Raw genomic sequence first — 25,691 nt, 5'->3', positions numbered from 1 at the left:
ACTAGAAGGCGAGCCGCACGCCCAGGCGGAAGGTTCGGCCCATCACGTCGTAGAGCGAGCGGTTGGTCTGGAGATAGCCCACCGTGTTCTCCGCGCCCTGGGCGTTCGGGTTGGCGGTCAGCGGCGGTTCGCTGTTGAAGACGTTCTTGATGGACAGGAACGCCTCGCCCTCGCCGCCGGGAACCTCGAAGCCGTAGGTGGCCGAGACGTCGAAGTAGAGGGCTCCGTCGATGTGGTTGTCGTTGATCGTGTAGTAGGGCGCCGAGAGCGTCGGACAGGCGCTCGTGCATTCGGTGTAGGCGTTGCTGATGACGCCGTCGCTGACGCCGCGGGCGGTGATGTTCAGGGTCAGCGGGTCGAGCTTGTAGAGGGCCGAGACGCGGTAGATCCAGTCGGGCGTGCTGCCGACGTTGGAGCCCGCCTGGTCGATCGCGGTGACGCCGTTGTCCGTGACGTTCTCCATATAGTGCGTCGCCATGGCCCGAACCGTCAGGTCCCCGGCGGCCCAGTCGAACAGCGAGTCCAGCGAAGTCCGGTAGGAGGCTTCGATGTCGAGGCCCCGCGCCGTCATGCTGTTCAGGTTGTCGTAGTAGAGATCGATGAAGGCCAGGCGGCCGTTCTCGTAGCGCAGGTTGTTGCAGTACTCCTGGACGTTCTGGATGAAGCAGAAGTCGGCCGTCTGCTGGGCCGTGACGAAGTCGATCACGCCCTCGACCTCGATGTCGTAGTAGTCGATCGAGGCGGCGAAGCCCGGCAGGAAGCTCGGCTGGACCACCACGCCGACGCCGAAGCCGTCGGCGACTTCCGGCTCGACATTGGGATTGCCCTGCAGGTTCTGGACGAAGGGCGTCGACACGCCATTGATCGAGACGGAGTTCGAGCGGGCGGTGCCGGAGTCGTAGAGCTCGCTCATATTGGCCGCGCGGATGTCGCGCGAGGCCGAGCCGCGGAAGGTGATGTCGGGGATCGGGGTGTAGGTGACGCCCGCCTTCCAGGTGGTCACGCCGCCCGAGGTGGAATAGCGCGTGTAACGGGCGGCGCCGTTGAAATCGAGGCCCTCGATGATCGGGACCAGGACTTCGAGATAGCCCTCGGTGACGTCGTACTCGCCTTCGGTGACCTTATAGTTGCCGTACTTCCACCCGCTCGCGTACTGCGGGTCGACGGAGCCGTCCATCTGCTCCTTGCGGTACTCTCCCCCGAAGGCGATGGAGATCGGACCGGCCCAGCCGCCGATGTCGGTGGCGAAGTTCACGGCGAAGACGTCCTGCTGGAACTCCTGCAGGCGTTGCGGACGTCCGAGCACGTAGTCCAGCGCTTCCTGGCTGGCGACGCCGACGCCGAACCGGTTCAACGGCACGCAGCCGTTGGACGGGGCGGTCAGAGTCGAACGGCAGACGATCTGGCCGTTGGCCGGATTGACGACCGCGTCGGTGGCCAGCGCCAGCCGTTCGGTGTTCCAGGTCTCGGTGAGGTGCTCGTCGGTCTCGGTCTTGCCGTACTGGTAATAGGTGTCCCAGGTGAAGTCTCGGCCGAGCAGGGAGAAGTCGCCGTTGGCGCCCACCACATAGCGGGTGGTCTCGCGGACGTTCTGGCTGCCGGACGCCGGCATGTCGGCGTTGCTGGTGCCCATGGTGAAGGAGGTGAGGCCGAGGGCCGCCATCTGCGCCTTCACCGAGGCCGGCAGGAAGGCGTTGTCGGACCGGATGGTGATGCCGGTCTGGGTCGGATTGATGTAGTAGCCGCCGCCTTCGTACTTGGCGTAGGAGGCTTGAGCGAAGACCTCCAGGTTCGGCAGGATCTCATAGCTCACCCGGCCGAAGAGGCTGTCACGCTCCTCATCGGTGGCGAGGGAGTTGGTCCCGAGCATGCCCGATGAGGTGTATTCCCAGTCGCCGCCGATCATCCACTGGCCGCTGACCGTCCCGTAGTTCAGCTGATTGACCGAGCCGCCGGTCCCGAAATAGGTCCCCCGCAGCGGGCCGGAGGTGATCAGGCCGCCGGGCGTGTAGCTGGAGATGCCGACATTGTCGGCGACGATGTAGGTCGGCGCGCCGGGCGACTTGTCAGGGTTGACGATGGCGAAGTGACCGCTCCGGTTCCAGTCGCGCACGGTGTAGTGGACGCCGTCCTGACTGAACGTCTCGGCGCTGAACAGGACGTGGCCCTTGCCGTCGGCGAAGGGCGCGCCGGCGGTGATGTTGAACTTCCAGTTCTCGTTGTCGCCGTAAGTGGTCTCGCCGTATTCGACGGTCGTCTTCAGGCCCGTATAGGTCTTGTCCAGAATGAAGTTCACGACGCCGCCGACGGCGTCGGAGCCGTAGGCCGAGGAGGCGCCGCCGGTCACCACCTCCACGCGCTGGACGAGCGACTGAGGGAAGGTGTTGGTGTCCACCTGGCCGGTCGAGGCGGAGACGACGGAACGCTGGCCGTCGAACAGGACCAGGGTCCGTCCGGTGCCCAGGGCGCGCAGGTTGAGCGCGCTGATGCCGGCCGCGCCGTTCGAGAGGGAGCCGGACGAGGACGCCGCCGTCACCGAGCCCGCGACGGAGGGCAGGGTGTTGACGAAATCGGCGATGTTGGCCGGGGCCTCCGACTGGATTTCCTCGGTGCCGAGAACATTGACCGGCGTGGGCGCGTCGAAGCCGTCGCGTACGATGCGCGAGCCCGTGACGACCACTTCCTCGAGTTCGGCCGTCTGAGCGAGCGCCGCCGAAGGGGCGATGATGGCCGCTGCGCTGGCGGTCGCCAGGACATAGCGCCGGAAGGAGGCGCGGGCGGCGGGCTGGTGGGGAGAGTTCATAGCAAATCTCAACTATAGGTCGTCGGCCGGGCGTGCGTCGGCCGACGCCTGTTCGCCTGGCGGACAGGAGGGGAGGGAAGGCGCCGGTCGGGGACCGGGCCGCGGAGACTTGACTGGCTTGGCGCCGGATGACGCTTCAGGCGCCTTGGGCGGCGGGTCTATGCGCGCTCAGGACGCGGCATCACCGGCCGATGAGCCTTGCGATCACGTCGGTGCGCCGCCCCTGCGGGCGCTGTGAAGCTCTGGCCCTTCAGGCCGCCACGTGCATTCGGCGTAATTCATCTGCATTTCAACCATGGAGACGACCCCCAGTTTCTTTGTTCCCATGTGTTGAGGTCTGGCGTCGGGCGCTCTGAGTTATCCCCTGCGGCGCCCGTTACCTCGCCTTCACTGAGAAGATACTGTGGATTGCGTTCGCGGCGGACCCGGCGGTAAGATTTCGAAGAAAAATCGTCCGAATGCCGTCGATTTGCGCATTGATGCGGGGCTTACATGTCGAAATTCGAACACGTCGGGCTGGACGCCGTCGACTTCCAGATCCTGCGGGAGCTCTCCGTCGACGGCCGCGCTTCGGACGTCTGGTTGGGCGAGAAGATCAACCTGTCGAGCACGGCGGTGGCGCGGCGGCGCAAGATGCTTGAGGAGCGCGGCGCCGTCCTCAGCTACTCGGCCGATCTCAACATGCCGATGCTGGGCTACAGCGTGGTCGTGTTCGTGGCCATCGAGCTGAGCTCTCAGGCCGAGAAGGCCCTGAACGAGTTCGAGCAGGAGGTGATCAAGTGTCCGTCGGTCTCCTACTGCGGCTTCGTTTCGGGCGACACCGACTTCCTGCTGATGCTGAACGTGGAGTCCTTCGAGGACTACGACCGGGTCTATCGCAGTGAGCTTTCGAAGCTGCCGCACGTCTCGCGGATCCGGAGCAGCTTCGTCATTCGCGAGGTGGCGCGGCGTTCCACGCCGCCGATCGTCTTTCAGGACCGCGCCTGAGCATAAAAAAACGCCCCGCGCCCAAGGGGAGGCGCGGGGCGTCCGGGCTTGGGGCTACTGCTTCGCCGGGAGAGTGGGGTAGGCGACCCCAAGCTGTTCCAGATAGCTGTCGTACTTGGACGGGTCGTAATAGAGCGGTTCCATCTTGGGCCGCATCTGCTCCATGACGACGCGGTTCAGGTGGATGGCCGGCTTGTCCTCGGGCGTCAGGACCGGATCGTAGGTGTCGTCCTTGAGCTGGACGTTCTGGAAGTAGTCCTTGGCTTCGGCGACCAGGCTCGGCGTCGTGACGATGTCGAGGATGGTCATGGACACCGCCTTGGCGCCGGCGACCACGCCCTTGTGGGCGATCGGGGTCGCCATGCCGATGGCGGCGGTCACATGGTGTCCGATCGTGTTGGGGATGTTGGAGGGATAGCGGACGGTGATCGTCGGCACGGTCCACATGATGTCGCCGATGTCGTCGGAGCCGCCGCCCATCGACTGTCCGCGGCCGTCGGGCGTGGACAGGGGAGCGATCTCGGTCGCCAGGGGCTCGACCTTCAGATCGTTCGCCTCCTGGACCGCCTTGGCGAAGGCCTGGTCCTCGGCGCTCCACTGGGGCATGCCCACCGCCTGGATGTTCGCGTAGGCCGCTTCGGCCAGGGGCTTGTTTCCGTAGTTGGGCGCGGCATAGCCGAGAATGCGCCGCTCGACCGTGGTGTCGGTGGCCATGGCCGCCGCCTGCGAGATCCGGTTGCCGGTCTCATAGAGGCCGCGGATGGAGTCGAAGGTCTGTTCGCGGAAGTAGTACCAGACGCTGGCGGTGTCCGGGACGATGTTGGGCTGACCGCCGCCGTTGGTGATGACGTAGTGCGAGCGCTGCGTCACCGGCAGGTGCTCGCGGCGCATGTTCCAGGCCGTGTTCATGAGCTCCACGGCGTCGAGGGCGCTGCGGCCGGCCCAGGGCGCGCCTGCGGAGTGCGCCGTCTTGCCGTGGAAGGTGTACTCCACCGACACCATGCCGTTGTTGCCCATCGGGCCCCAGCCGGTGGAGAAGTCGCGGCTGACGTGGGTGAAGATGCTCGCATCCACGTCCTTGAACATCCCGTCGCGGACATAGAAGGCCTTGGTCGCCAGCAGCTCCTCGGCCACGCCCGGCCAGATCATGAGGGTGCCGGGCAGGTTGTTCTTCTGCATCACGTCCTTGGCCGCCAGGGCCGCGACGACGATGAGGGGCATGCCCGAATTGTGCCCTTCGCCATGGCCCGGCGCGCCGGGCACCTGCGGCTTGATCTCCGGCGAGCCGGGAACCTGCGAGAGGCCCAGCAGGCCGTCGATGTCGCTGCCGAGGGCGATCTTGGGCCCGCCGGAGCCCCAGGTCGCCGTCCAGGCCGTGGGGATGCCGGCCACGCCGCGTTGGATCTTGAAGCCGTTCTTCTCCAGGATGCCGGTCACGTATTCGGAGGTGCGGAACTCCTGGAAGCCGGGTTCGGCGAAGCTGTAGATGGAGTCCACCATCTCCTGAGCCAGCTTGGCGCGGGCTTCGACGCCGGCCACGGCGGCCGACTTCATTTCGGGCGGCGCTTCCGCATGGGCCAGGACGCCGGGCGCCACGAGGGCCGTCGCCAGCAGCAGGGTCGCCAGCGACCGCTTCACCGAGTGTCTCATTGCTATCATCCCCCAAACTCCGATTGAGCAAACGCCTGACGCAGACGGGGCGCCGCATGCTGGTGTCGGGCCCAGCATCCCCGCCCTGGCGACGCAGGAAATCAAAACAGAACAGCCGCTATGGTTGAAAAAGCTGCGTCACCTAGAAGCGCAGCATGTAAAAACGTGCGTGTAAACCTCGAGCCCGCACGGCTGGAGGCTTTTCCTGAGACGCCTCAAAAACGGCCGCCGCCTGCGCAGTCCGTGCGCGTCCTTTCAGCGTCCCGGCCGCCGCCGCCGGCCGTCCGGGCTTCATGACCAAGATTTCATGGTCGCGCTTGCATCTGTCGGGGCCGGGCGCGGCCTCCTATCATGCGAGCGGGCCGAACGCGCCCCGTCGAGCATTGAGAGGAAAGCCTCATGGACGTCGCCATCGCCGGGATCTTCTCCGGCGTCCTTCACACCGCCATCGTCTTCAGCGCCATCGTGGCCATCATCGTCGTGCCCCGCTGGCTCAAGGCCCGGGAGCGGGACAACCTGCACCGCACGATCCAACTCGCCTATGAGAAGGGGCAGACGCTGCCGCCCGAACTCGTCGAGGCGCTGACCCAGGACGTGAAGGTCAAGCCGAAGCCTTCGCCCGAACGGGACCTGCGCACGGGCGTGATCTGGCTGGGCATCGCCGTCGGTCTGGCCGCCTTCGGCTACGCCATCGGCTTCGAGGAGCCGGACGCCACCTACGTTCTGATGGGCGTCGCAGCCTTTCCCGGCTTCATCGGCCTGGCCTTCATCATCATGAGCTTCATCGGCCGGAACCGGTCCTAGAGCGCACGGCATCGGGGGAGAGAACCCATGTCGGGCGCCGAACGACACCGCCTTTCGAGTCTCCACGACGTCGAGCTCGCCACGCTCGCCGCCGCCGGCGACCGCATGGCCTTCGGCGAGCTGGTGCGCCGTCACGGCAGCGCGGTTCGCGGACTGTTGCGCCGCATGGGCGCGCAGCCCAGCGAGGCGGACGACCTAGCGCAGGACGCCTTTATCGCCGCCTTCGAGGCCGTGGCCGATTTCCGCGGGGAGGGGACCTTCGCCGGGTGGGTGAAGAAGATCGCCGCACGCACCTACACGCGCCGCCTGCAGAAGGAGAAGCGCCTGCGTCTGGCGGCCGAGGAAACCCGGGAGGACGAGGCCGCCCCTGAACCCGATCCCGCCGGCCGGCTGGATCTGGACGAGGCGATGAAGGTGCTGAACGACGCCGAGCGGATCTGCGTCTCGTTCTGCTACGGCGCCGGACTTTCGCACGCCGAAGCCGCTGAGGCCTTGAACCTGCCTCTTGGAACGGTCAAATCCCATGTCAAACGTGGTCTGGATAAACTCAGAGCGCGACTGGCGCCTGAGGCTGGGGCGTCAGCAGGGAGGCGCGGCAATGGCTGAGGCCGACTTCGAACGTTCCCTCGAGCGCCTCTTCAGCGAAGCGCCCGAGCTGCCCGACGCTGAGGCTTTCGCCCAGCGCGTGCAGCGCCGGCTCGATCGCGGCTGGGCCGCGCGTCGCGCCCTCATCGGCGTCGCGGGCCTCGTCGGCGGCGTCATCGGGGCGAGCCAGCTGATCATGTCGAACCTTTTCGACCGCGCCGAAGCCGCCTCCAGCGAATCGGCGCGCGTGCTGACCTCGGGCGTGAAGCAGCTGGCTCCGCAGGCCGACCTGCTGCTCAGCCGTCCGGCCGGGGTTGAGACCGTCTGGGTCGCCGCCGGCCTCGCCGTCCTGGCCATGGGCTTCGCCATCACACGACTGATCGAGGAGATCTGATCCTGTCTTCCCACCGCCAGGAAAAGGTGCGCCGTCTGGCCGCGCCGGACATCGCCGCCCGAAAGGGGGGCGAACCCATTGTCTGCCTCACCGCCTACACCGCTCCGATGGCCGAGTTGCTCGACGAGGCCTGCGACCTGCTCCTGGTGGGCGACTCGGTGGGCATGGTGGTCCACGGCCTTCCCAACACGGTCGGCGTCACGCTCGACATGATGATCCTGCACGGACAGGCGGTGATGCGCGGTTCGCGTCGGGCCATGGTGGTCGTCGACATGCCCTTCGGATCCTATGAGGGCGCGCCGGAGCAGGCCTACGACAACGCCGCGCGCGTGATGAAGGAGACCGGCGCCCAGGCGGTGAAGGTGGAGGCGGGCCCCGCCGTGGTCGACACCATTTCCTATCTGGTGAAGCGCGGCGTCCCGGTGATGGGTCACGTGGGGCTGCGTCCCCAGGCGGTGCTGGTGGACGGCGGCTTCAAGGCCAAGGGGAAGGGCGCGGACGAGCGCGCCCGGATCCTCGACGAGGCCAAGGCCACGGCCGAGGCTGGCGCGTTCGCCGTGGTGGTGGAAGGCGTCGCCGAGGGGCTGGCCCGCGAGATCACCGAGGCGATCGAGGTCCCCACCATCGGCATCGGCGCCTCGGCCGGCTGCGACGGTCAGATCCTGGTGACGGACGACATGCTCGGCCTGTTCGACTGGACGCCGAAGTTCGTGCGCCGCTACGGCGATCTGCGGAGCGAAATCCTCAAGGCGGTCAACGGCTATGCCGAGGATGTCCGCGCCCGCCGCTTCCCCGGCCCGGCTGAGATCTACTTCGCCAAGGCGGGCTGAGCCCCGGCGTTGCGGCGCAACGCCTTGCGCTATAGGTTCGCCGCCTCTGATTTTCTCGCCTGAGCGCGGAGTTCCCGTTCGTGTCTGACGTTTTCGAAGAGGTCGAGGAGCAGCTTCGCGCCGACCGGTACAAGACGCTCGCGTTCAAGGCGTTGCCTTGGATTGTCGGCGTGCTGGTCCTGGCCGGCCTGATCGCCCTGGGGATCTGGGGGTGGCAGACCTGGCAGGCCCGCAGCTACGCCGAGGCGTCGGAGACCTATGCCGAGGGCGTCCAGGCCTTCGCCGAAGGCGATGAAGAACAGGCCAACCGCCTGTTTGCGGAGGTCGCCGAGGGCCGGGCCGACGGTTACGCGTCGCTCGCCCTGATGCAGCAGGCGGGCCTGCGCCTCGGGGAGGAGGACGTGGAGGGCGCGGTGGCGCTCCTGGACCGGGCGGCCGAGCGCGCGCCCGATCCGATCATCGGCGACGCCGCCCGCCTCAAATCCGCCTTGGCGCTCCTCGATACGGCGCCGCTGGACACCATGACCGAACGCCTGCAGCCCCTGACCGAGGAGGGCCGCCCCTATCGGGCCGAGGCCCTCGAAGCTCTGGCCTTCGCCAAGCTGATGGCCGGCGACGTCGACGGCGCTCGTGCGGACTTCGGCGTCATCGCCCTGCTGCCGGGCGCCTCCGACCAGGCCCGCCAGCGGGCCCAGGCCGCCCGCGCCCTGATCGAGTCGGGCACGGCCAAGACCCTTCCGGCGGCCGTGAAGGCGGCCATCGCCCTGCCGGCGCCCGAGGCGCCCGCGCAACCGCAACAGCAAGGTTCCGCTTCGCAATGATGACCACTCGCCGCCTCTCGCTGGTCGCCGCCCTGCTGGCGAGCGCGGTCGCCGTCAGCGGCTGCTCGACCATCAATCGCCTCAACCCGTTCGATCGGGACGAAGGGCCTCAGGAAGTGGCCGGCGAGGGCGAGCGGATCTCGATCATCGCCTTCGACGAGACCTTGAGCGTGTCCGACACGCTGCGCGGCGCGGACTTCTTCCTGCCGACGCCCTATGAGCGCGAGTCCTGGCCGCTGCCCGGCGGCAATCTCGAACAGGCCGTCGAGCACGTCGTCGCCCCGGTGAACTTCGACGTGGCCTGGCGGCGCGACTTCGGCGAGGCGTCCGGCCGCGGACACCACGTCACCGCCCCGCCGGTCGTCGCCGAAGGACGCATCTATGTGATGGACGGCGCCGCCCAGGTCAGCGCCTTCGACGCCAAGTCCGGGCGCGAGGTCTGGAGCCAGGACCTCGCCCCGTCCCGCCGTGACGAGCGCGAAGGTTTCGGCGGCGGCCTCGCCTTCGCGGATGGCAAGCTCTACGTCACGTCCGGCTACCGCTTCGTCGCGCGCCTGAACGCCGGCACCGGCGCGGTGGAATGGCGGCGCGACGTCGAACAGCCGATCCATGCGGCGCCCACCGTGACCGCCGGTCGGGTCATGGCCGTGGCCATCGACAACACCCTGCTGACCTTCGAAGCGGCGACGGGCACGCCGAGCTGGACCTATCAGGCGCTCAGCGAACCGGCGCGCATCCTCGAGGCGTCCAGCCCGGCCGTGTCCGGCGAGACGGTGGTGGCTTCCTTCAGTTCCGGCGAACTGGTCGCCTTGCGCAGCGCCAACGGCAATGACCTGTGGAACGAAGGTCTGTCGCGGGCCAGCCGCACGAACGCCCTGTCGGAAATCCGCGACATCCCGGGCCGTCCGGCCATCTATCGCGGCGATGTCTATGCGGTGAGCCACTCGGGCGTCTTCGCCGCGGTGGACCTGCGCACCGGTGCGCCGCGCTGGACGCTGCCGGTGACCGGCATCACCACGCCCTGGCCGGCCGGCGACGTGGTCTATGTGGTCTCCAAGGCGGGCGAGGTGGTCTGCGTCTCGCGCGAGAGCGGACAGGTCTACTGGATTCAGGACCTCAACGAGGGGATCGAGCCCGAGAAGAAGGGCGGTTTCTTCGGGATCGGCGGGCGCAGCGTGGGTCGGCCGATCTGGACCAGCCCGCTGCTGGCTTCGGGCAAGCTGGTGGTCGCCTCGTCGAGCGGCGAGATGGCCGTGCTGAACGCCAAGACGGGCGAGGTGGAGCGCCGCTTCGAACTGGGCTCGCCGGTGCTGATCGCCCCGATCGCCGTCGACGGCATGATCTATGTGGTGACCGACGAAGCGCGGCTGATCGCCCTGAGCTGAGGCGTCACACAGCGTAGCGTTTCCACTTGGGGCCGAAAGGCTCTATGGAGCGCTCATGCCGCTCAAGATCGCGATCGTCGGACGCCCCAACGTGGGCAAGTCCACCCTGTTCAACCGGCTGGCGGGCCGCAAGCTCGCCATCGTCGACGACCAGCCGGGCGTCACCCGAGACCGCCGGTTCGCGACCGGCCGGCTGGGCGACATCGACCTGGAACTGATCGACACCGCCGGCTTCGAGGACGTCACCGACGAGAGCCTGGAGGCGCGCATGCGCCGCCAGACCGAGCTGGCCATTGCAGAGGCCGACCTTTCCCTGTTCGTCATCGACTCTCGCGAGGGAGTCGCGCCGCTCGACGAGGTGTTCGGGGAGATCCTGCGCAAGGCCGGCAAGCCGGTCGTGCTGATCGCCAACAAGGCCGAGGGCCGCCAGGGCGACGCCGGCACGCTGGAGGCCTTCAATCTCGGCTTCGGCGAGCCCGTCCCGCTGTCGGCCGAGCACGGCGAGGGCATGGCCGACCTCTACGCCGCCGTCCTGGCCGCCGTGCCGGAAGCCGGCGAGGACGAGGAGGAGGACGAGGGCGACAAGCCCATCCGCCTGGCCATCGTCGGCCGCCCGAACGCCGGCAAGTCGACCCTGGTCAACCGTCTGATCGGCGAGGACCGGCTACTGACCGGACCCGAGGCCGGCATCACCCGCGACGCCATTCCCGTCGACTGGCGGTGGGACGACCGCGCCATCCGGCTGGTGGACACCGCCGGCTTGCGGCGCAAGGCCAAGGTGCAGGAGAAGCTGGAGCGGCTGTCCACCCAGGACACCATCCGCGCCATCACCTTCGCCGAGGTCGTGCTGCTGGTGATGGACGCCACCCATCCGCTGGAAATCCAGGACCTTCAGATCGCCGACCTGGTCGAGCGCGAGGGGCGGGCGCTGGTCTTCGTCCTGGCCAAGTGGGACCTGGTGGAGGATCCGCAGGCGCGGCTGGCCGAACTGACCGAGGAGGTGGGGCGCAAGCTGCCGCAGGTGCGCGGCGCGCCCATGATCGCGCTCTCGGCCGAGACGGGCCGAAATCTCGACAAGCTGATGCCGGCGGTCTTCAAGGCCCATGCCGACTGGTCGACCAAGGTGAAGACGCGCGACCTGAACGACTGGCTGGCCATGGCCGTCCAGCGTCACCCGCCGCCGGCCGTGAACGGCCGCCGCGTCCGGCCGAAATACATCGCCCAGACCAAGGCCCGGCCGCCGACCTTCGTGCTGTTCGCGAGCCGCGCGGCGCAGTTGCCGGACAGCTATCGCCGCTATCTGATCAACTCGATCCGCGAGAGCTTCGACCTGCCGGGCGTGCCCGTGCGTCTGACGGTGAAGTCCGGCTCCAATCCCTATGCCGAGGGCGAGTCCAAGGGCGGGCCCGCCAAGACGGCGCCGCGCAAGGCGGTGAAGGCCGCGCGCGCCAAGACGACCGCAGGCGGCAAGCCCGCCAAGGCCGGCAAGGGCGCGGCCAAACCGGGCGGCCGGCCCTCGCGTCCGGCCAAGCCGACGGGGCGTCCCGTCAGTGGGAAGCGTTCGCCCTCGCGGCCTTCCACGCGGCGAAGCTGACCGGCTCCTTGGGCTGACCGAGCTCGGCGCTGGCCAGCTCCACGATCATCGGGCCGATTTCGGAAGGATGGGGCAGGGTCTCAGGATCCTCGCCCGGCATGGCCTCGGCGCGCATCTTGGTGCGCATCTGCCCGGGATCGATCAGGGCGGCGCGGACGGTCGTGTTCTCCAGCTCGTCGGCCCAGGTCCGCACCAGATGCTCGGCGCCGGCCTTGGTCGCGCCATAGGCGCCCCAGAAAGCCTTCGGACGGGCCACCCGACCGGTCGTGAAGACCAGGGCCCGCCCGGACGGGGCCGCCTTCAGCAGGGGCTCGGCGCTGCGCAGCAGGCGGTAGGTCCCGGTCAGGTTCACCGCCACGATCCGGTCCCACGCCTTGGGATCGACATGGGCGACCGGGCTCAGGCCTCCGAGCATGGCCGCGGCGTGGACGAGGACGTCCAGCCGGCCGAAGCGCTGATGGATGGCGTAGCACAGCTGGTCGATCTGGCCCCCGTCGGCGATGTCCAGGGCCGCCAGAGTCGCCGCCTGCTCGCCCGCCTGGCGGATCTCGTCGTCGAGCGCCTCGAGCGCCCCCTGTGTGCGGGCGATCGCCACCACGTGCGCGCCGGCCTTGGCCAGAGCCAGGGCGCATTCGCGGCCGATGCCGCGGCTGGCGCCGGTGACGAGGGCGATGCGGCCGTCCAGCGGCCGGGGGGCGGAATCAGTCATGGAGGGCTCTCTATCCGGTCTCGCCGGGCGTGTCCGCCCGTTTGGCGTAGCGGCCGGCGATGGCCGCGCAGGCCATCAGCTGGAACTGGTGGTAGAGCATGACGGGCAGCAGCACGAAGCCGACCGTCGCGGCCGGGAACAGCACGGCGGCCATGGGCGCGCCCGCGGCCAGGCTCTTGTTCGACGCGCCGAAGAGCACGGCGGGCTCGTCGGCCTTGGAGAAGCCCAACCGGCGGCTGATCCAGACCGCCCAGACCATGGCGAGGGCCATCAGCACGAGGCAGCAGGCTGACAGCCGCAGAAGGTCGGGGATCGAAACCTGCCGCCAGATGCCCTCCACGACGGCCTCGGAGAAGGCGTTGTAGACGACCAGCAGGATCGAGCCCCGGTCGACGAGCGACGCCGCCTTCTTGTGGCGCTCGATGAAGCCGCCGATCCACCGGCGCAGCAGCTGCCCGGCGATGAACGGGGCCAGCAGCTGCAGGAGGATGGCCTGGACGGAGCCCCAGGACAGACCGCCGCCCTGGGCGCTCAGCAGCAGGCCGACCAGCAGGGGCGTGACGGCCACGCCCAATATGTTGGAGGCCGAGGCGCCGCAGACCGCGGCGGCCACATTGCCGTTGGCGATGGCGGTGAAGCCCACCTGCGACTGGATGGTGGAGGGCAGGCAGGCCAGATAGATCAGGCCAGGCGCCAGGGCGGCCGGCAGGATCCAGTCCGGAAGCTGGGCGAAGGCCAGCCCCGCCAGCGGAAAGAGCGCAAAGGTGGAGAGCAGCACCGTCAGGTGCAGCCGCCAGTGGCCGATCCCGGCGGCGACCGCCTGCGGCGAGAGCTTGGCGCCGTGCAGGAAGAAGACGAGGGCGACGCCGATCTTGGTCGCCCAGCCGACGATGTCGGCCGCCTCGCCGCGCGCAGGCAGCAGGGAGGCCACCCCCACGGTGGCGAGGATGGCCAGGATGTAGGGGTCGATCCTCAGGCGGGCGAGCAGGCCCCGAACAGGGCCGCTCACGCGTCGACCAGGAAGGTGAGCTGACGCTCGTCCTCGGCGTTGCGGCCCTCGGCGATCTCGCGGTCGAGCAGCCGGGTGGGATAGTCGCCAGTGAAATAGTGATCGGTGAACTGCGGTGCGGCCGGATCGCGCGGCGAGGCCTCCATGGCCCAGTAGAGGCCCTCGACCGAGAGGAAGCCGAGGCTGTCGACCTCGAGCATCCTGGCCATTTCGTCGAGCGACTTGTTGGCGGCCAGAAGCTGCTCCCGCTCAGGCATGTCGATGCCGTAGAAGTCGGGCCACTTGATCGGCGGCGAGCCGGAGCGCAGGTGGACCTCCTTGGCGCCCGCCTCGCGCACCATGCGCACCACCCGCAGGGAGTTGGTGCCGCGGACGATGGAGTCGTCGATCAGCATCACCCGCTTGCCCGCCAGGACGGCGCGGTTGGGCGACAGCTTCATGCGCACGCCCAGCTCGCGCGCGCCCTGAGTCGGCTGGATGAAGGTGCGCCCCACATAGTGGTTGCGCATGATGCCCATCTCGTAGGGCACGCTCGTTTCCTGGGCGAAGCCGAGGGCGGCCGGCACGCCGGAGTCGGGCACCGGCACCACCACGTCGCAGGGCACCGCGCTCTCCTGCGCCAGGCGGCGGCCCATGCGCTTGCGGACCTCATAGACCGAGCGGCCGTTCACGACCGAATCCGGACGGGCGAAGTAGACGTATTCGAAGATGCAGGGGCGGGCGCGCTCGGCCGGGAAGGGGCGCAGGCTCTCGACGCCGTTGTGGTCGATGACCACCATCTCGCCGTGCTCGATGTCGCGGATGAAACGTGCGCCGACCATGTCGAGGGCGCAGGTCTCGGAGGCGAGCACGTACTTCCCGTCGAGCTCGCCCAGCACGAGGGGGCGGATGCCCAGCGGATCTCGCACGCCGATCAGCTTCTTGTTTGTCAGGGCCACCAGGGCGTAGCCGCCCTCGATGCGCGAGAGGGCGTCGATGAAGCGCTCGGTCATGCGGCCTTTGCGCGACCGGGCGATCAGGTGGAGGATCACCTCGGAGTCGGAGGTGGACTGGAAGATCGCCCCTTCGGCGACCAGCTGCTGGCGCAGGTGGAGGAAGTTCGTCAGGTTGCCGTTGTGGGCGATGGCGATGCCGCCGCTCTCCAGGTCGGCGAACATCGGCTGGACGTTGCGGATGAAGCTGCCGCCGGCGGTGGAGTAGCGGGTATGGCCGATGGCGAAGCCGCCGGGCAGGCGCCGCGGGAGGTCGGCGTCGCCGAAGGCGTCGCCCACCCGGCCCATGTGGCGCTCGGTGTGGAAGCGTTGCCCGTCGAAGGAGGCGATGCCGCAAGCCTCCTGTCCGCGATGCTGCAGGGCGTGCAGTCCGAGCGCGGTCAGGCCCGCGGCCTGGTCGACGCCATAGACCCCGAACACGCCACATTCGAGTCGGAGCGTGTCGTCGTCGGGATCGCGGTAGGGGGAGGACCAGGCGTCGGTGTCGGGGCTCATCGGGATTGCTCCACCAGCTCGTCGATGTGGTCGCGCGCGCGCTCGTCATAGCCTTCTTCCGAAGGCGGATCACCTGCGCCGTCGCGGACGGCGTCGGAGATGGCCGGCCGTAACCGATCGGCCACATCAAATCCTTTGGGTGCGAAGGTCTTCAGCACCTCACCGGCCGCCCGGGTCAAGGGATAAAGCGCCGCACCGGTGATCCAGGTCGGCATACGCTCCGGCGGGGTGGCCGCATTCAGCGCCAGACTGAAGGCGCCGAGCACGACCAGCGAACGCAGGAGTCCGAAGCCGGCGCCGATCAGCCGGTCGAGGAAGCCCAGGACATCGGTCGCCTGGACCTTGTTCGCCAATCCGCCCCCCAGCAGGCGCAGCACGATGTAGACGACCGTGAAGACGACCACGACCGCGGCCACATTGGCGGCCCAGGCGGGGTCCATGATCTCCCGCGCAACAGGGCCGGAGAACCGCAGCCCCCACAGGGCGGCCGCTGCGGCGACCAGCAGCGCCAGGACGGTGGCCATCTCGCGCACGGCGCCGCGAAAGAAGCCCACGCCGGCCGAGACGGCCAGAAGCGCGAGGGCGATGACGTCGAACAGCGTCACTTGCGACCATCCCAATCGCCGTCGCCGATGCGACGGATGGCGTCGGCCAGTCGGGCGACGCCGTGAACCTTCATGCCGTGGCCGGCCTCCGCGCTCGAAGGCGCCAGCGCCTGAGCGAAGCCGAGCTTGGCCGCCTCCTTGAGCCGGCCGTCCATCCGGCTGACCTGCCGGACATCGCCCGAAAGGCTGATCTCGCCGAAGACGACGCAGTCCTGGGGCAGGGCGACGTCGAGGGCGGAGGAGGCCAGAGCGGCGGCGGCGGCGAGGTCGGCGGCGGGCTCGGTGACCCGCAGGCCCCCCGCGACGTTCAGATAGACATCACGGTCCCCGAAACCAAGGCCGCAGCGCGCCTCCAGAACCGCCAGCACCATGGCCAGGCGTCCGGAGTCCCAGCCGACCACGGCGCGGCGGGGCGTGCCGTAGGCGCTGGGCGCCACCAGAGCCTGGATCTCCACCAGGACCGGGCGCGAACCCTCGATGCCCGCGAAGACCGCCGCGCCGGCCGCCCGCTCGCCCTCTGTGTTCAGGAAGAGGGCGGAGGGGTTCACCACCTCGATCAGGCCCATGTCGGCCATTTCGAAGACGCCGATCTCGTCCGTGGCCCCGAAGCGGTTCTTCACCCCGCGCAGGATGCGGAACGGATAGCCGCGCTCGCCTTCGAAGGTGAGGACGGCGTCGACCATGTGCTCGATCACCCGGGGCCCGGCGATGGCGCCTTCCTTGGTGACGTGGCCCACCAGGATCACCGCCACGCCACGCTTCTTGGCCAGCCGCACCAGTTCGCCGGCCGCGGCGCGGACCTGCGTCACCGATCCGGGAGCGGCCTCGTGAGCGTCGCTCCACATCGTCTGGATGGAGTCGATCACGACAAGGTCGAAGGCGTCCTTCTTCAGGCCTTCCAGGATGATGCGCAGCGAGGTCTCGGCGGCCAGCTGGACGGGGGCCTGGGCGAAGCCCATGCGCTGGGCGCGGCTGCGGACCTGTTCCACCGCCTCCTCGCCCGAGATGTAGGCGCAGCGGGTCCCGCGCTGGGAGGCCTGGCCCATCACCTGCATCAGCAGGGTGGACTTGCCCACGCCGGGGTCGCCGCCGAGCAGCAGGGCGGAGCCGGGGACGACGCCGCCCCCGCAGACGCGGTCGAACTCGGCCACGCCCGTCTGAATCCTCGGGGGCGCCGGCGTGGCGGCCTCCAGGGTCTCGAAGGCGAGCCCTCTCTGCGCACGGCCGCTGCGCGGCGCGGCCAGGGCGCCGGGCGGGCGCGCCTGGACCTCCTCGACCATCGTGTTCCAGGCCGAGCAGGCCGGGCACTGGCCAGACCACTTGCCCTGCACCGAGCCGCAGGACTGACAGACATAGACCGCGCCGTCTTTGGCCAAGCCGGACTCCTGATTCGATCGACGGCAGTCTAACCCGCCGGGTGGTCGCTATTGAGGCCGCTCAGATGGGGGCGAGGGCGCGTTCCACATAGAGCCGCTCGGCGCGGGGACTGAGCCGCACCAGGCACTCGTGGGCGATGGAGCCGGCCGCGGCGGCCAGATCGTCCAGCAGGGCGTGGGGGCCCAGAAGCTCGACCATGTCGCCCGGATGCAGGTCCGCGTCGCCGATCTCGACCACGGTCAGATCCATGTCGACGATGTAGATCCGGCGGTGCGCCCCGGCCGCCCAGGCCTTGCCGCTGCGCCGCGCGGCGCGGATGACGCCGTCGGCATAGCCCGCGCCCACCACGGCGACCCGGGTGGCGTGCTCGGCGCGAATGGAGACGCCATAGCCCACCGGGTCCCCAGGCGCGAGGCGGCGGATGTCCAGGATCGGAGCCGCCAGCGTCGCCACCGCCCGGAGGCGGGGGTCGGGACGCTCTTCCGGGCCGCCGCCGAAAAGGCTGATGCCGGGCCGGACCATGTCGAACCGGTAGTTCGCGCCCAGGAAGGCGCCGGCGGAGGAACTGAGGCTGGCGCGCGCCTCGGGGAAGAGGTCGCGCACGCGGCGGAAGGCGGCGAGCTGTTCGGCGTTGCGCGGATGGCCGGGCTGGGTCGCCGAGCCGAGGTGGCTGAGCACCAGACCGATGTCGAGGCCGCGCAGACGGTCGGGCGCCTGGGCCAGGGCCGCGGCCTGCTCGAGCGTCAGCCCCTGGCGGTTCATGCCGGTGTCGATCTGCAGGGCGCAGGGCAGGGGCGCACGGGCCGAGGCGGCGAAGGCGACCGCCGCGGAGACCTGCCCCACCCCGTTGAGCACCGGCGTCAGGCCGGACGCCGCCAGACGCTCGCCGGCCCCGGGCGTGAAGCCGTCCAGCACCATGATCTGGGCCTCGCCCTGGCCGAGTTCCGCCCGCAAGGCCTCGCCCTCCGCCAGGCGGGCGACGAAGAAGGTGCGGGCGCCTTCGCGCCGAAGCCGCCGCGCAACCGGACCGGCGCCGAGTCCGTAGCCGTCGGCCTTGAGCACGGGTGCGACTTCCGCGCCCTCCGCCTCGGCGGCGATGGCGTGGAAGTTGTGGGCGAGCGCGTCGAGATCGACGCTCAGCCGGGCGCGGGAAGCTGGGGCCATCAGGTCGTTTAGCGCGGGGCGAGCCTTGCGGCGAGCCGGGCTAGTGGTGGTTGTCGTAGCGGCCGTCGCGGGCCAGGTTGCCGAACTTGGTGAGGTCCTCGTTGAAGGACAGCTTCACCGTGCCGATGGGGCCGTGACGCTGCTTGCCGATGATGACCTCGGCCATGCCGCGGACCTGGTCCATCTGCTCCTGCCACTTGAAGTGTTCTTCGGTGCCTTCGCGCGGCTCGGAGCGGCCCAGATAGTAGCTTTCGCGATAGATGAACATGACCATGTCGGCGTCCTGCTCGATCGAGCCGGACTCGCGAAGGTCAGAGAGCTGGGGCCGCTTGTCTTCGCGGCTCTCCACCTGCCGTGAGAGCTGCGACAGGGCGATCACCGGCACGGCCAGCTCCTTGGCCAGCGCCTTGAGGCCCTGGGTGATGGCGCTCACCTCCTGCACCCGGTTGTCGCTGCCGCCGGGCCCGAGGGTGATGAGCTGGAGGTAGTCGACCACGATCAGGTCGAGGCCCACGGTGCGCTTCAGGCGTCGGGCCCGCGCCACAAGCTTCGCCAGCGACAGGCCGCCGGTGGCGTCGATATAGAGCGGCGCCTCCTGGATCTCGAGCGCGGCGTCGCGGATGCGGCCGAACTCCATGGCGTCGATCTCGCCCTTGCGCAGCCGGTCCCCCGACACGCCGGAGACCTCGGCCAGCAGGCGCATGGCGAGCTGCTCGGCCGACATTTCCAGAGAGAAGAAGGCCACGACGCCGCCGCTGACGGTCTTGCGCGTGCCGTCGGGCCTCGGCTCCCAGGCGTAGTTGCGGGCCACGTCGAAGGCGACGTTACAGGCCAGCGAGGTCTTACCCATGGAGGGACGGGCGGCCAGGATCACCAGGTCGGAGGGGTGCAGGCCGCCGATCTTCTGATCGAGGTCGATCAGGCCGGTGGAGATGCCCGCCAGCCCGCCGTCGCGGGCATGCGCCTCGGCGGCCATGGCCACCGCGCCGTGCAGGGCCTCGGCGAAGGGCACGAAGCCCTGGGTCACCCCGCCGGTCTCGGCGAGGGCGTAGAGCTGCTGCTCGGCGGCCTCGATCTGATCGCGCGCCGAGCGGTCGACCTCGGCGGTCTGGGCGCCCGCGGCGATTTCCTGGCCGATGCGGATCAGGTCGCGACGCAGCGCCAGATCGTAGATGGCGCGGGCGTAGTCGGGCGCGTGGGTCGAGGGCGGCGCACGGTCGACGAGATCGGCCAGGTAGCGCAGGCCGCCCAGTTCCTGGAAGGCCGGATCGCGCGAGAACTGCTCGGCGATCAGGATCGGCTCGGCCAGCTGGCCCTTGCGGATGTAGGACTCGATCGCGGTGAACAGGCGTCCGTGGAACGGCTCGAAGAAGTGCCGGCCCTGCAGGTTGTCGCCCAGCCGCTCGAAGACCGCGTTGTCATAGAGCAGCGCGCCCAGCAAGGCCTGCTCGGCCTCGATATTGGCCGGAGCATGGGTGGGAGTCGGGTTGTCGTCCTGCGGCATGCGCAGGTCCAGGGCCGGAACGATCGCCATGGGTAGCTGATAGCTTAACGCGGCGTGCGCGCCTCACGGCGAACTGCCGCAGGTCCACAAAAATGTCTCGCCCTGTGGACAGGTCAAGGGCCCGGGTCACGGGCGGGCCGCGTGGGCCCGCCCGCACCGCGAGGAGGTCAGGGGCCTCCGACTACCAGCGGACGCTGACGCGCCCGTAGACGAACCGGCCGTTGAAGCCGAACGGCGAGAAGGACGAGAACGGCGCCGCCCCGGTCGTGTTCAGGTTCGGCGGGATCTGACGCGGATAGACGTCGAACAGATTGTCCGCGCCCACGGCCAGGGTCACCCGGTCGGAGAAGGTGTAGCGGCCTTCGAGGTCCACCAGGCCGCGGGTCCCCGTCTCGGTGTCGGCGCTGCCGTCGGCCAGCGTGCCCGGCGACAGGACCGAACCATAGAAGGTGGTGCGCACGGTCGCGCCCCAGGCCTCACGGCTCCAGTCGCCCTGAAGGGTGAGCTTCTGCTTGGGCACGCCTTCCTCGAAGCGCAGCGTGGCCTGGCGGCCGAACAGGCTGGTGGGCGTCGGCAGGATGGTGGCCGACGAGGTCGGGGTGCGGGTGACCTCGAACTCGTTGATATTGCCGGCCGCCGTCAGATCGAACACGCCGGCCTGCGGATCGTTGATCCGGTAGCGGGCGACCACGTCGATCCCGTTGGTCTCGGTGTCGACGCCGTTGATGAAGAAGCGGGCGGCCGTGGCGCCGAGGGGCGCCAACAGGTCGTAGATCACGCGGGCGTTCGTTCCCGGCGCGGCCGTCGCGCTGCCCTGGAAGGTCTCCGACAGCACGATGCGGTCCTCGACCTCGATCCGGTAGGCGTCGACGGTCAGCTCGAAGGCGCCCCGGCGATAGACCAGGCCCAGCGAGTAGTTGCGCGAGGTCTCCGGATCGAGCGCCTGGCCGCCGAGCGCGGTCGCCACCGGGCTCACCGACGGATAGGTGCCGGTCTCGAAGGGCACGCCGTTGATGTAGAGGATCGAGGTGGCCGTGTAGTACTGCTGCTGCAGGCTCGGAGCCCGGAAGCCCGTCGAGGCGGCGCCGCGCAGGGCGAAGGCCGGGGTGAAGTCGTAGCGGGCCGACAGCTTGCCCGAGGTGTTGGTCCCGAAGTCGGAATAGTCCTCGTAGCGAACCGCCGCCGAGGCGGAGAACTTCTCGGTCAGCTGGCCTTCCAGGTCGACATAGACGCCGACCGCGTCGCGATCGACATCCACCTCGTTGCCGGGCGTGAACCCGGTGAAGCCCCGCGAGCCGAACGAGACGCCGGTGATCGGACCGCGGTTGTACGAGGCCGGCTCGCCCTGGTTGATCTCGAAGGTCTCGGTGCGGGCCTGCAGGCCGAAGGCGACGTTCAGCGGACCGGCCATGCCGACGTCCACGCCGCGGCTGAAATCGGCCGAAAAGACGGTCTGGCTGTATTCCAGGCCGCCGGCCTCGAACGAGGTCTGGGACGCCGCGCCATAGGACGGATTGATCGTGTCGCGAACGCCGAAGTTGATGTCGTTCTTGCCGTAGGCGACGTTGAAGTCGGCGTTGAAGCCGGCGATCTCGCCGCGCAGCCCCAGAGCCGCGCTGAGGTCGCTGGTGTCGGTGACGATCTTCGGCAGATAGCCGTCAGGATAGACCGACGGCACGTTCTGATTGGCGTCGGTGGGCAGGCGGTAGGTCGCCGCGCTGGAAGCGTCGCGTTCCTGTACGCCGAACCACCCATAGGCTTCCCACACATCGCCGAGCGGCTTGCCGGCGTTGGCGTAGAACGAGACGTCCTCGACGTCGGCGTCGCCGAAGCGCGAGGTGATCCGCGCCGGGGTCACGCGGCGGTCGATGTCGCTGCGGTTGGTGTTCTCGCGGTCGCGGTACTCGGCCGAGAGCGTCAGGAAGCCGTCGGCGCCCAGGGGCAGGCCCTGCCAGCCGGAGACCGTGGTGGTGGCGCCGTCGGAGATGTCGTCGTCGCGGCCGTAGAAGCCGTCGAAGCTCGTCTCGTACTGACCGTAGGTGACGGCCAGGGCGCCGCCCGAGGCGGCTTCCCGCAGACGCAGATTGACCACGCCGGCGATGGCGTCGGAGCCGTACTGCGCCGCCGCGCCGTCGCGCAGCACCTCGATCCGCTCGAGCGCGGTGGACGGGATGGCGTTGAGGTCGACGGCGGCCGAGCCGCGGCCCACCGAGCCGTTGGTGTTGAGCAGAGCCGAGACGTGGCGGCGCGTGCCGTTGACCAGCACCAGGGTCTGGTCTGGGCCCTGGCCGCGCAGCGTCGCCGGCCGGACGGCGTCGGTGCCGTCGGTGTTGGACGGGCGCGGGAAGGAGATGGACGGCACGGCGGTCGCCAGCGCGGTGGCGAGCTCGGTCGTGCCGCGCTGCTGGAGCGCTTCGGTGGTGACCACGTCCACCGGCGCGAGGGTGTCGAGGCGGCTGCGCCCCGTCGTGCGGGTGCCGGTGACGACGAGTTCTTCGACCTCGGCGGCGGCGGGCGCGGCGGTCTGCGCGAGCGCGGCGGACGAGATCAGGCTGGCTGCGGAGGCCGCGGCCATGAGCATGACGCGATATTGCATGTGTTCCCCTTCGTGGGAGCCGGTTCGCGCCGGCCCCAGATCCTTGTGATCGGCCCTTGGGGATTAACTAGGGAGCGTCGCTCCGAATGCGTATGACATTTCGGCAACGGTCGGCCGAAGACTGCATCCGCAAATAAAGACGGCCCGGGGCGCGAGGCTCCGGGCCGTCCTTGTTTCAGTCGTCGATCGACCTCAGTCTTCGGCGTAGTCGCCTTCGATCTGGCCGGCGCCGCCTTCGAGGAGGTCGGCGGCGGCTTCCTCGGCCGCGGCGCGCTCTTCCTCGAACTGCGAGGTGATGACGTTCTCGCCGCGGGCCTGACGTTCGGCTTCGTCCTGGCTGCGGGCGATGTTCAGGGTGACCGTCACGACCACTTCGGCGTGCAGGCGCACCTTCACCTCGTGGAGGCCCAGCGTCTTGATCGGCTTGTCCAGCACGACCATGGAGCGCTCGACCTTGCCGCCTTCGGCGTTGATGACGTCGGCGACGTCACGGCCCGAGACCGAGCCGTAGAGCTGGCCGCTCTCGCCCGCCTGGCGGATCAGCACGTAGCTCTGGCCGTCCAGGCTTTCGCCCGAACGGGCCGCGGCGGCGCGCGCCTCGGCGTTGCGGGCTTCGATCTGGGCGCGCTGGGCTTCGAACACCTTCATGTTCGCCGCGGTGGCGCGCAGGGCCTTCTGGCGGGGGAGCAGGAAGTTGCGGGCGTAGCCGTCCTTGACGGTGACCACTTCGCCGAGGCCGCCACGGCCTTCGACGCGTTCGAGCAGGATGACCTTCATCGCTCTGTCTCCCTTACTTCACGACGTAGGGAAGGAGGGCGAGGAAGCGCGCGCGCTTGATGGCGCGGGCCAGCTCACGCTGCTTCTTGGCCGAGACGGCGGTGATGCGCGAGGGCACGATCTTGCCGCGTTCCGAGACGTAGCGCTGCAGCAGCTTGACGTCCTTGTAGTCGATCTTCGGGGCGTTGGCGCCGGAGAACGGGCACACCTTGCGGCGGCGGAAGAACGGGCGGCGCGGCGCGGCGGCCGGGGCGGGCGTGGTGTTGGCGTCAGACATCGGTGTTCCTCCCCTTAGGCGTCGTCGCGGCGGCCTTCGCCGTCACGGCGAGGCTCACGGTCACGGTCGCGGCGGGCGAGCACCGGCGAGAGCTCCAGGTCGAGCTCTTCGACACGCACGGTCATGTAGCGGAGCACGTCTTCGTTGATGGAGAGCTGGCGCTCCATCTCCTTGACGACGTCGGGCTTCGCATCGATGGCCAGCAGGGAATAGTGGCCCTTGCGGTTCTTCTTGATGCGATAGGTGAGGTTGCGGAGGCCCCAGTACTCGATCTTGGCGACGGAGCCGCCGTTTTCCTCGATCAGGGCCTTGAGCTGGTCGTTCAGGGCTTCGGCCTGTTGCGGCGAGATGTCCTGCCGCGAAATGACCACGTGTTCGTAAAGCGCCATTTGTCCTCTTCCGGTGTGGAAGGCGGCGCACCCGACGGCGGAAGTCCGTCGGAGACGATGGCTCTCGAGCGCGGCGGGCGGGCTAATCCCGACCTGTTCGCATTCCGGCTTGAGACCGCCTTCCGTGAAGAGGCGGGCCAATACGCGAAAACGCCGCGCTGAGCAAGGCGGAAGCGGCGTCCTATCGGTGGGCGGCCTTCCAGGCCTTCACGGCCTCCAGCGTCTCGGCGACGTGGTCGTTGGGCGACATGGCGCTGTAGGCGTGCAGCACCTTGCCGTCCGGTCCGATCACATAGGAGGTTCGGCTGGACCAGCCCGGCCTCACGGCCAGGGTGGCGTCATAGTCCTTGGCGATCTTCGCCCCCGGGTCGGCGGCGACCGGGAACTTGCCCGAACACTTCTCGGTGTCGGCGGAGAAGGCCTGCAGCTTGTCCAGGTTGCCGGCGGTGACGCCGATCACCTTGGCGCCGTTCTTCTTGAACTCGTCCACCGCCTCGGCGAACAGCCGCGCCTCGAGATTGCAGCCGGCGGTTTCCGCCGCGGGGAAGAAGTAGACCACCACCGGACCGGTCTTGCGGGCCTCGGCGAGGGAGAACTGGGTGGGCTTTCCGGCCAGGAAGGCCGGGGCCTTGAAGTCCGGCGCCTGGGCGCCGGGCGCGAGCGCGGCCTGGGCGGGCGCGCCGAAGGCCGCCGCCAGAGCGACGGCGGGGAGGGTGGAGGCCAGGAAACCGAAGTGGCGTGGCATGGCGGAACTCCTCATCTTGCCTGGACTATACGGAGGCTCTCCCAGTTTGTCTTCGCGCGCCCGGGCCGGGGACGCGGCAAACGAAAATTAATCTCGCGCTGTTATGGATGGCGTTCCGGACCAACGTGCGTCCGGAAGGGAGGAAGCGCATGTCTTCCGTCAGAACAACCGGATACCGCCGGCTCGTGACCGACCACTTCGAGCCGCAGGACGAATCCGATCCGACCGCCCAACGCCGTCTGCGCGGGCAGCTCGAGCAGATCGACTACACCGCCTTCGCCTCCAACCGCGAGGTGCTGGCCCAGGCCGTGGGCGCCGCCGACGCCGGCAAGTTCCAGCGTCTGGCGCTGGCCGCGGCTCAGGCCCGCGCCGCCTGGGTCGCCGCGGCGCTCAAGGCCAGCGAGCATCCCCATCCCCTGAGCCCCGCGGAGCTCGCGCAGCTTGCGCATCTTCGCCAGTCCTTCGAGGAGCTGTCGGAGGCCTATGAGGCGATGCGGCGGATGGTGGAGCGGGGCTACATCGCCTACCGCATGGCGACGCCGAGCTGAGTCGCTACTGCGCGGGACGGCCCGCCCAGTCGGCCAGGATCGGCAGCACCTGTTCGGGCGGGGCGTAGCCGCGGGTGACCACGCCGAACTGCCCGCGCTCGTCCGGTCCGCCCACCAGGGTCGGGAACCCCGTCACGCCGGCCCGTTGCGAGATGGCGTAGTCGGTCCAGGTTTCGTTGGCCGCCTCTTCGCTCTCCCAATTGGCCCGGAAGGCGGCGATGTCGGCGCCCGGCACCGTCTCGGCGAGGATCTCCGCCAGCACGTCGCCCTGCGTGACGTCGCGGCCCTCGGCGTAGAAGGCTTTCTGGATCGCGCCGAGATAGGCGAGCGCCAGGTCCGGCCGCTCGCGGCGGATCACCACCACGGCCCGCGCCGCGGGATCTGTGTCGTAGACGAAGCCCTCGCGGTCGAGGACCGACTTGTCGAAGGGCTGGCCGGACGCCTCGTGGACGTGGGTCCAGTGCTCCAGCACGTTCGCCTTGGCCTCTTCGGTCATGGCTTCGGTCGTGCCCGGGCGCAGGCCGCCCATGACGAGCCGGATCGGCAGGGTCTCGCCGAACGCCGCGTCGATCGCCGCGACCACGGGCCAGAAGCCGTAGCACCAGGAGCACATCGGGTCGGCGAAATAGATCAGGTGGCGGTCGTCCATGG

At 69.2% G+C, this 25,691-nt stretch carries 24 protein-coding genes; 9 read left to right on the top strand and 15 right to left on the bottom strand.

Going from position 1 to position 25,691, the window contains the following annotated elements; genetic code table 11:
- Window position 1: 1 nt before the first annotated feature.
- On the bottom strand, window positions 2–2,803 hold the full coding sequence (locus H2041_RS04270; protein WP_293409827.1) for a TonB-dependent siderophore receptor: 2,802 nt from the start codon (window positions 2,801–2,803) through the stop codon (window positions 2–4).
- A 492-nt stretch (window positions 2,804–3,295) separates the two neighbouring features.
- Between H2041_RS04270 and H2041_RS04265 the strand changes: the two genes are divergently transcribed.
- Entirely contained in the window at window positions 3,296–3,790 is a 495-nt protein-coding gene (locus H2041_RS04265; RefSeq protein WP_293409825.1) for an Lrp/AsnC family transcriptional regulator, read from the top strand.
- A 54-nt stretch (window positions 3,791–3,844) separates the two neighbouring features.
- Here H2041_RS04265 and H2041_RS04260 read toward each other — a convergent pair whose 3' ends face one another.
- Entirely contained in the window at window positions 3,845–5,428 is a 1,584-nt protein-coding gene (locus tag H2041_RS04260; RefSeq protein WP_293409823.1) for an amidohydrolase, read from the bottom strand.
- 411 nt (window positions 5,429–5,839) lie between these two features.
- Here H2041_RS04260 and H2041_RS04255 point away from each other — a divergent pair, with 411 nt between their 5' ends.
- The 7 genes from H2041_RS04255 to der all read left to right on the top strand — a co-directional run bounded on the left by H2041_RS04255 (window position 5,840) and on the right by der (window position 11,853).
- Entirely contained in the window at window positions 5,840–6,244 is a 405-nt protein-coding gene (locus H2041_RS04255; RefSeq protein ID WP_293409821.1) for a DUF6249 domain-containing protein, read from the top strand.
- Window positions 6,245–6,349: 105 nt separating this feature from the next.
- A complete protein-coding gene (locus H2041_RS04250; RefSeq protein ID WP_293409819.1) occupies window positions 6,350–6,850 on the top strand; it encodes an RNA polymerase sigma factor in 501 nt (166 codons plus the stop codon).
- A complete protein-coding gene (locus tag H2041_RS04245; protein WP_293409817.1) occupies window positions 6,843–7,223 on the top strand; it encodes a hypothetical protein in 381 nt (126 codons plus the stop codon). The genes H2041_RS04250 and H2041_RS04245 overlap by 8 nt, the downstream gene beginning before the upstream one ends.
- Before the next feature lie 2 nt (window positions 7,224–7,225).
- On the top strand, window positions 7,226–8,053 hold the full coding sequence (gene panB, locus H2041_RS04240; protein ID WP_293410074.1) for a 3-methyl-2-oxobutanoate hydroxymethyltransferase: 828 nt from the start codon (window positions 7,226–7,228) through the stop codon (window positions 8,051–8,053).
- Window positions 8,054–8,133: 80 nt separating this feature from the next.
- Complete coding sequence (locus tag H2041_RS04235) at window positions 8,134–8,874, top strand: tetratricopeptide repeat protein (protein ID WP_293409814.1); 741 nt, start codon at window positions 8,134–8,136, stop codon at window positions 8,872–8,874.
- Complete coding sequence (locus tag H2041_RS04230; RefSeq protein WP_293409811.1) at window positions 8,874–10,259, top strand: PQQ-like beta-propeller repeat protein; 1,386 nt, start codon at window positions 8,874–8,876, stop codon at window positions 10,257–10,259. Before H2041_RS04235 ends, H2041_RS04230 begins: the two co-directional genes overlap by 1 nt.
- 55 nt (window positions 10,260–10,314) lie before the next feature.
- A complete protein-coding gene (gene der, locus H2041_RS04225) occupies window positions 10,315–11,853 on the top strand; it encodes a ribosome biogenesis GTPase Der (protein ID WP_293409809.1) in 1,539 nt (512 codons plus the stop codon).
- Here der and H2041_RS04220 read toward each other — a convergent pair.
- The 12 genes from H2041_RS04220 to H2041_RS04165 all read right to left on the bottom strand — a co-directional run bounded on the left by H2041_RS04220 (window position 11,807) and on the right by H2041_RS04165 (window position 24,492).
- Window positions 11,807–12,562, bottom strand: coding sequence for an SDR family NAD(P)-dependent oxidoreductase (locus H2041_RS04220; protein ID WP_293409807.1), 756 nt, complete (start codon window positions 12,560–12,562; stop codon window positions 11,807–11,809). The genes der and H2041_RS04220 overlap by 47 nt on opposite strands.
- A 10-nt stretch (window positions 12,563–12,572) precedes the next feature.
- The gene (locus H2041_RS04215) at window positions 12,573–13,571 is read right to left on the bottom strand and encodes a bile acid:sodium symporter family protein (protein WP_293409805.1); all 999 of its coding nucleotides are present in this window, start codon (window positions 13,569–13,571) and stop codon (window positions 12,573–12,575) included.
- Window positions 13,568–15,058 (bottom strand): amidophosphoribosyltransferase, encoded by a 1,491-nt coding sequence (gene purF / locus H2041_RS04210; RefSeq protein ID WP_293409803.1) that lies wholly within the window; start codon window positions 15,056–15,058, stop codon window positions 13,568–13,570. Before purF ends, H2041_RS04215 begins: the two co-directional genes overlap by 4 nt.
- A complete protein-coding gene (locus tag H2041_RS04205; protein WP_293409800.1) occupies window positions 15,055–15,663 on the bottom strand; it encodes a CvpA family protein in 609 nt (202 codons plus the stop codon). Before H2041_RS04205 ends, purF begins: the two co-directional genes overlap by 4 nt.
- Entirely contained in the window at window positions 15,660–17,039 is a 1,380-nt protein-coding gene (radA, locus tag H2041_RS04200; protein ID WP_293409798.1) for a DNA repair protein RadA, read from the bottom strand. The genes H2041_RS04205 and radA overlap by 4 nt, the downstream gene beginning before the upstream one ends.
- Window positions 17,040–17,100: 61 nt before the next feature.
- Window positions 17,101–18,204, bottom strand: coding sequence for an alanine racemase (gene alr, locus H2041_RS04195; protein WP_293409796.1), 1,104 nt, complete (start codon window positions 18,202–18,204; stop codon window positions 17,101–17,103).
- Window positions 18,205–18,244: 40 nt separating this feature from the next.
- Complete coding sequence (locus H2041_RS04190; protein ID WP_293410072.1) at window positions 18,245–19,708, bottom strand: replicative DNA helicase; 1,464 nt, start codon at window positions 19,706–19,708, stop codon at window positions 18,245–18,247.
- 181 nt (window positions 19,709–19,889) lie between these two features.
- On the bottom strand, window positions 19,890–22,304 hold the full coding sequence (locus tag H2041_RS04185) for a TonB-dependent receptor (protein ID WP_293409794.1): 2,415 nt from the start codon (window positions 22,302–22,304) through the stop codon (window positions 19,890–19,892).
- Between the two features lie 192 nt (window positions 22,305–22,496).
- The gene (gene rplI / locus H2041_RS04180; protein WP_293409792.1) at window positions 22,497–23,081 is read right to left on the bottom strand and encodes a 50S ribosomal protein L9; all 585 of its coding nucleotides are present in this window, start codon (window positions 23,079–23,081) and stop codon (window positions 22,497–22,499) included.
- A gap of 13 nt (window positions 23,082–23,094) precedes the next feature.
- The gene (rpsR, locus tag H2041_RS04175; RefSeq protein WP_293409790.1) at window positions 23,095–23,358 is read right to left on the bottom strand and encodes a 30S ribosomal protein S18; all 264 of its coding nucleotides are present in this window, start codon (window positions 23,356–23,358) and stop codon (window positions 23,095–23,097) included.
- Between the two features lie 14 nt (window positions 23,359–23,372).
- Complete coding sequence (rpsF, locus tag H2041_RS04170; protein ID WP_293409787.1) at window positions 23,373–23,747, bottom strand: 30S ribosomal protein S6; 375 nt, start codon at window positions 23,745–23,747, stop codon at window positions 23,373–23,375.
- 181 nt (window positions 23,748–23,928) lie between these two features.
- Entirely contained in the window at window positions 23,929–24,492 is a 564-nt protein-coding gene (locus H2041_RS04165; RefSeq protein ID WP_293409784.1) for a peroxiredoxin, read from the bottom strand.
- A 149-nt stretch (window positions 24,493–24,641) separates the two neighbouring features.
- Here H2041_RS04165 and H2041_RS04160 point away from each other — a divergent pair, with 149 nt between their 5' ends.
- Window positions 24,642–25,040 carry a hypothetical protein gene (locus H2041_RS04160; protein WP_293409782.1) on the top strand — a complete coding sequence of 133 codons (399 nt, stop codon included), beginning with the start codon at window positions 24,642–24,644 and terminating at the stop codon, window positions 25,038–25,040.
- A gap of 4 nt (window positions 25,041–25,044) precedes the next feature.
- Here the strand turns inward: H2041_RS04160 and H2041_RS04155 are convergent, their stop codons facing one another.
- Window positions 25,045–25,689, bottom strand: a complete 645-nt coding sequence (locus H2041_RS04155) for a DsbA family protein (RefSeq protein WP_293409780.1) — start codon at window positions 25,687–25,689, stop codon at window positions 25,045–25,047.
- Between the last annotated feature and the right edge of the window lie 2 nt (window positions 25,690–25,691).

Origin of the sequence: Phenylobacterium sp., from assembly GCF_013911965.1 — a bacterium.
Classification (GTDB): domain Bacteria; phylum Pseudomonadota; class Alphaproteobacteria; order Caulobacterales; family Caulobacteraceae; genus Phenylobacterium.
The sequence above is the reverse complement of the archived record's forward strand: the minus strand, read 5'-3'. Positions and strand labels throughout refer to the sequence as shown.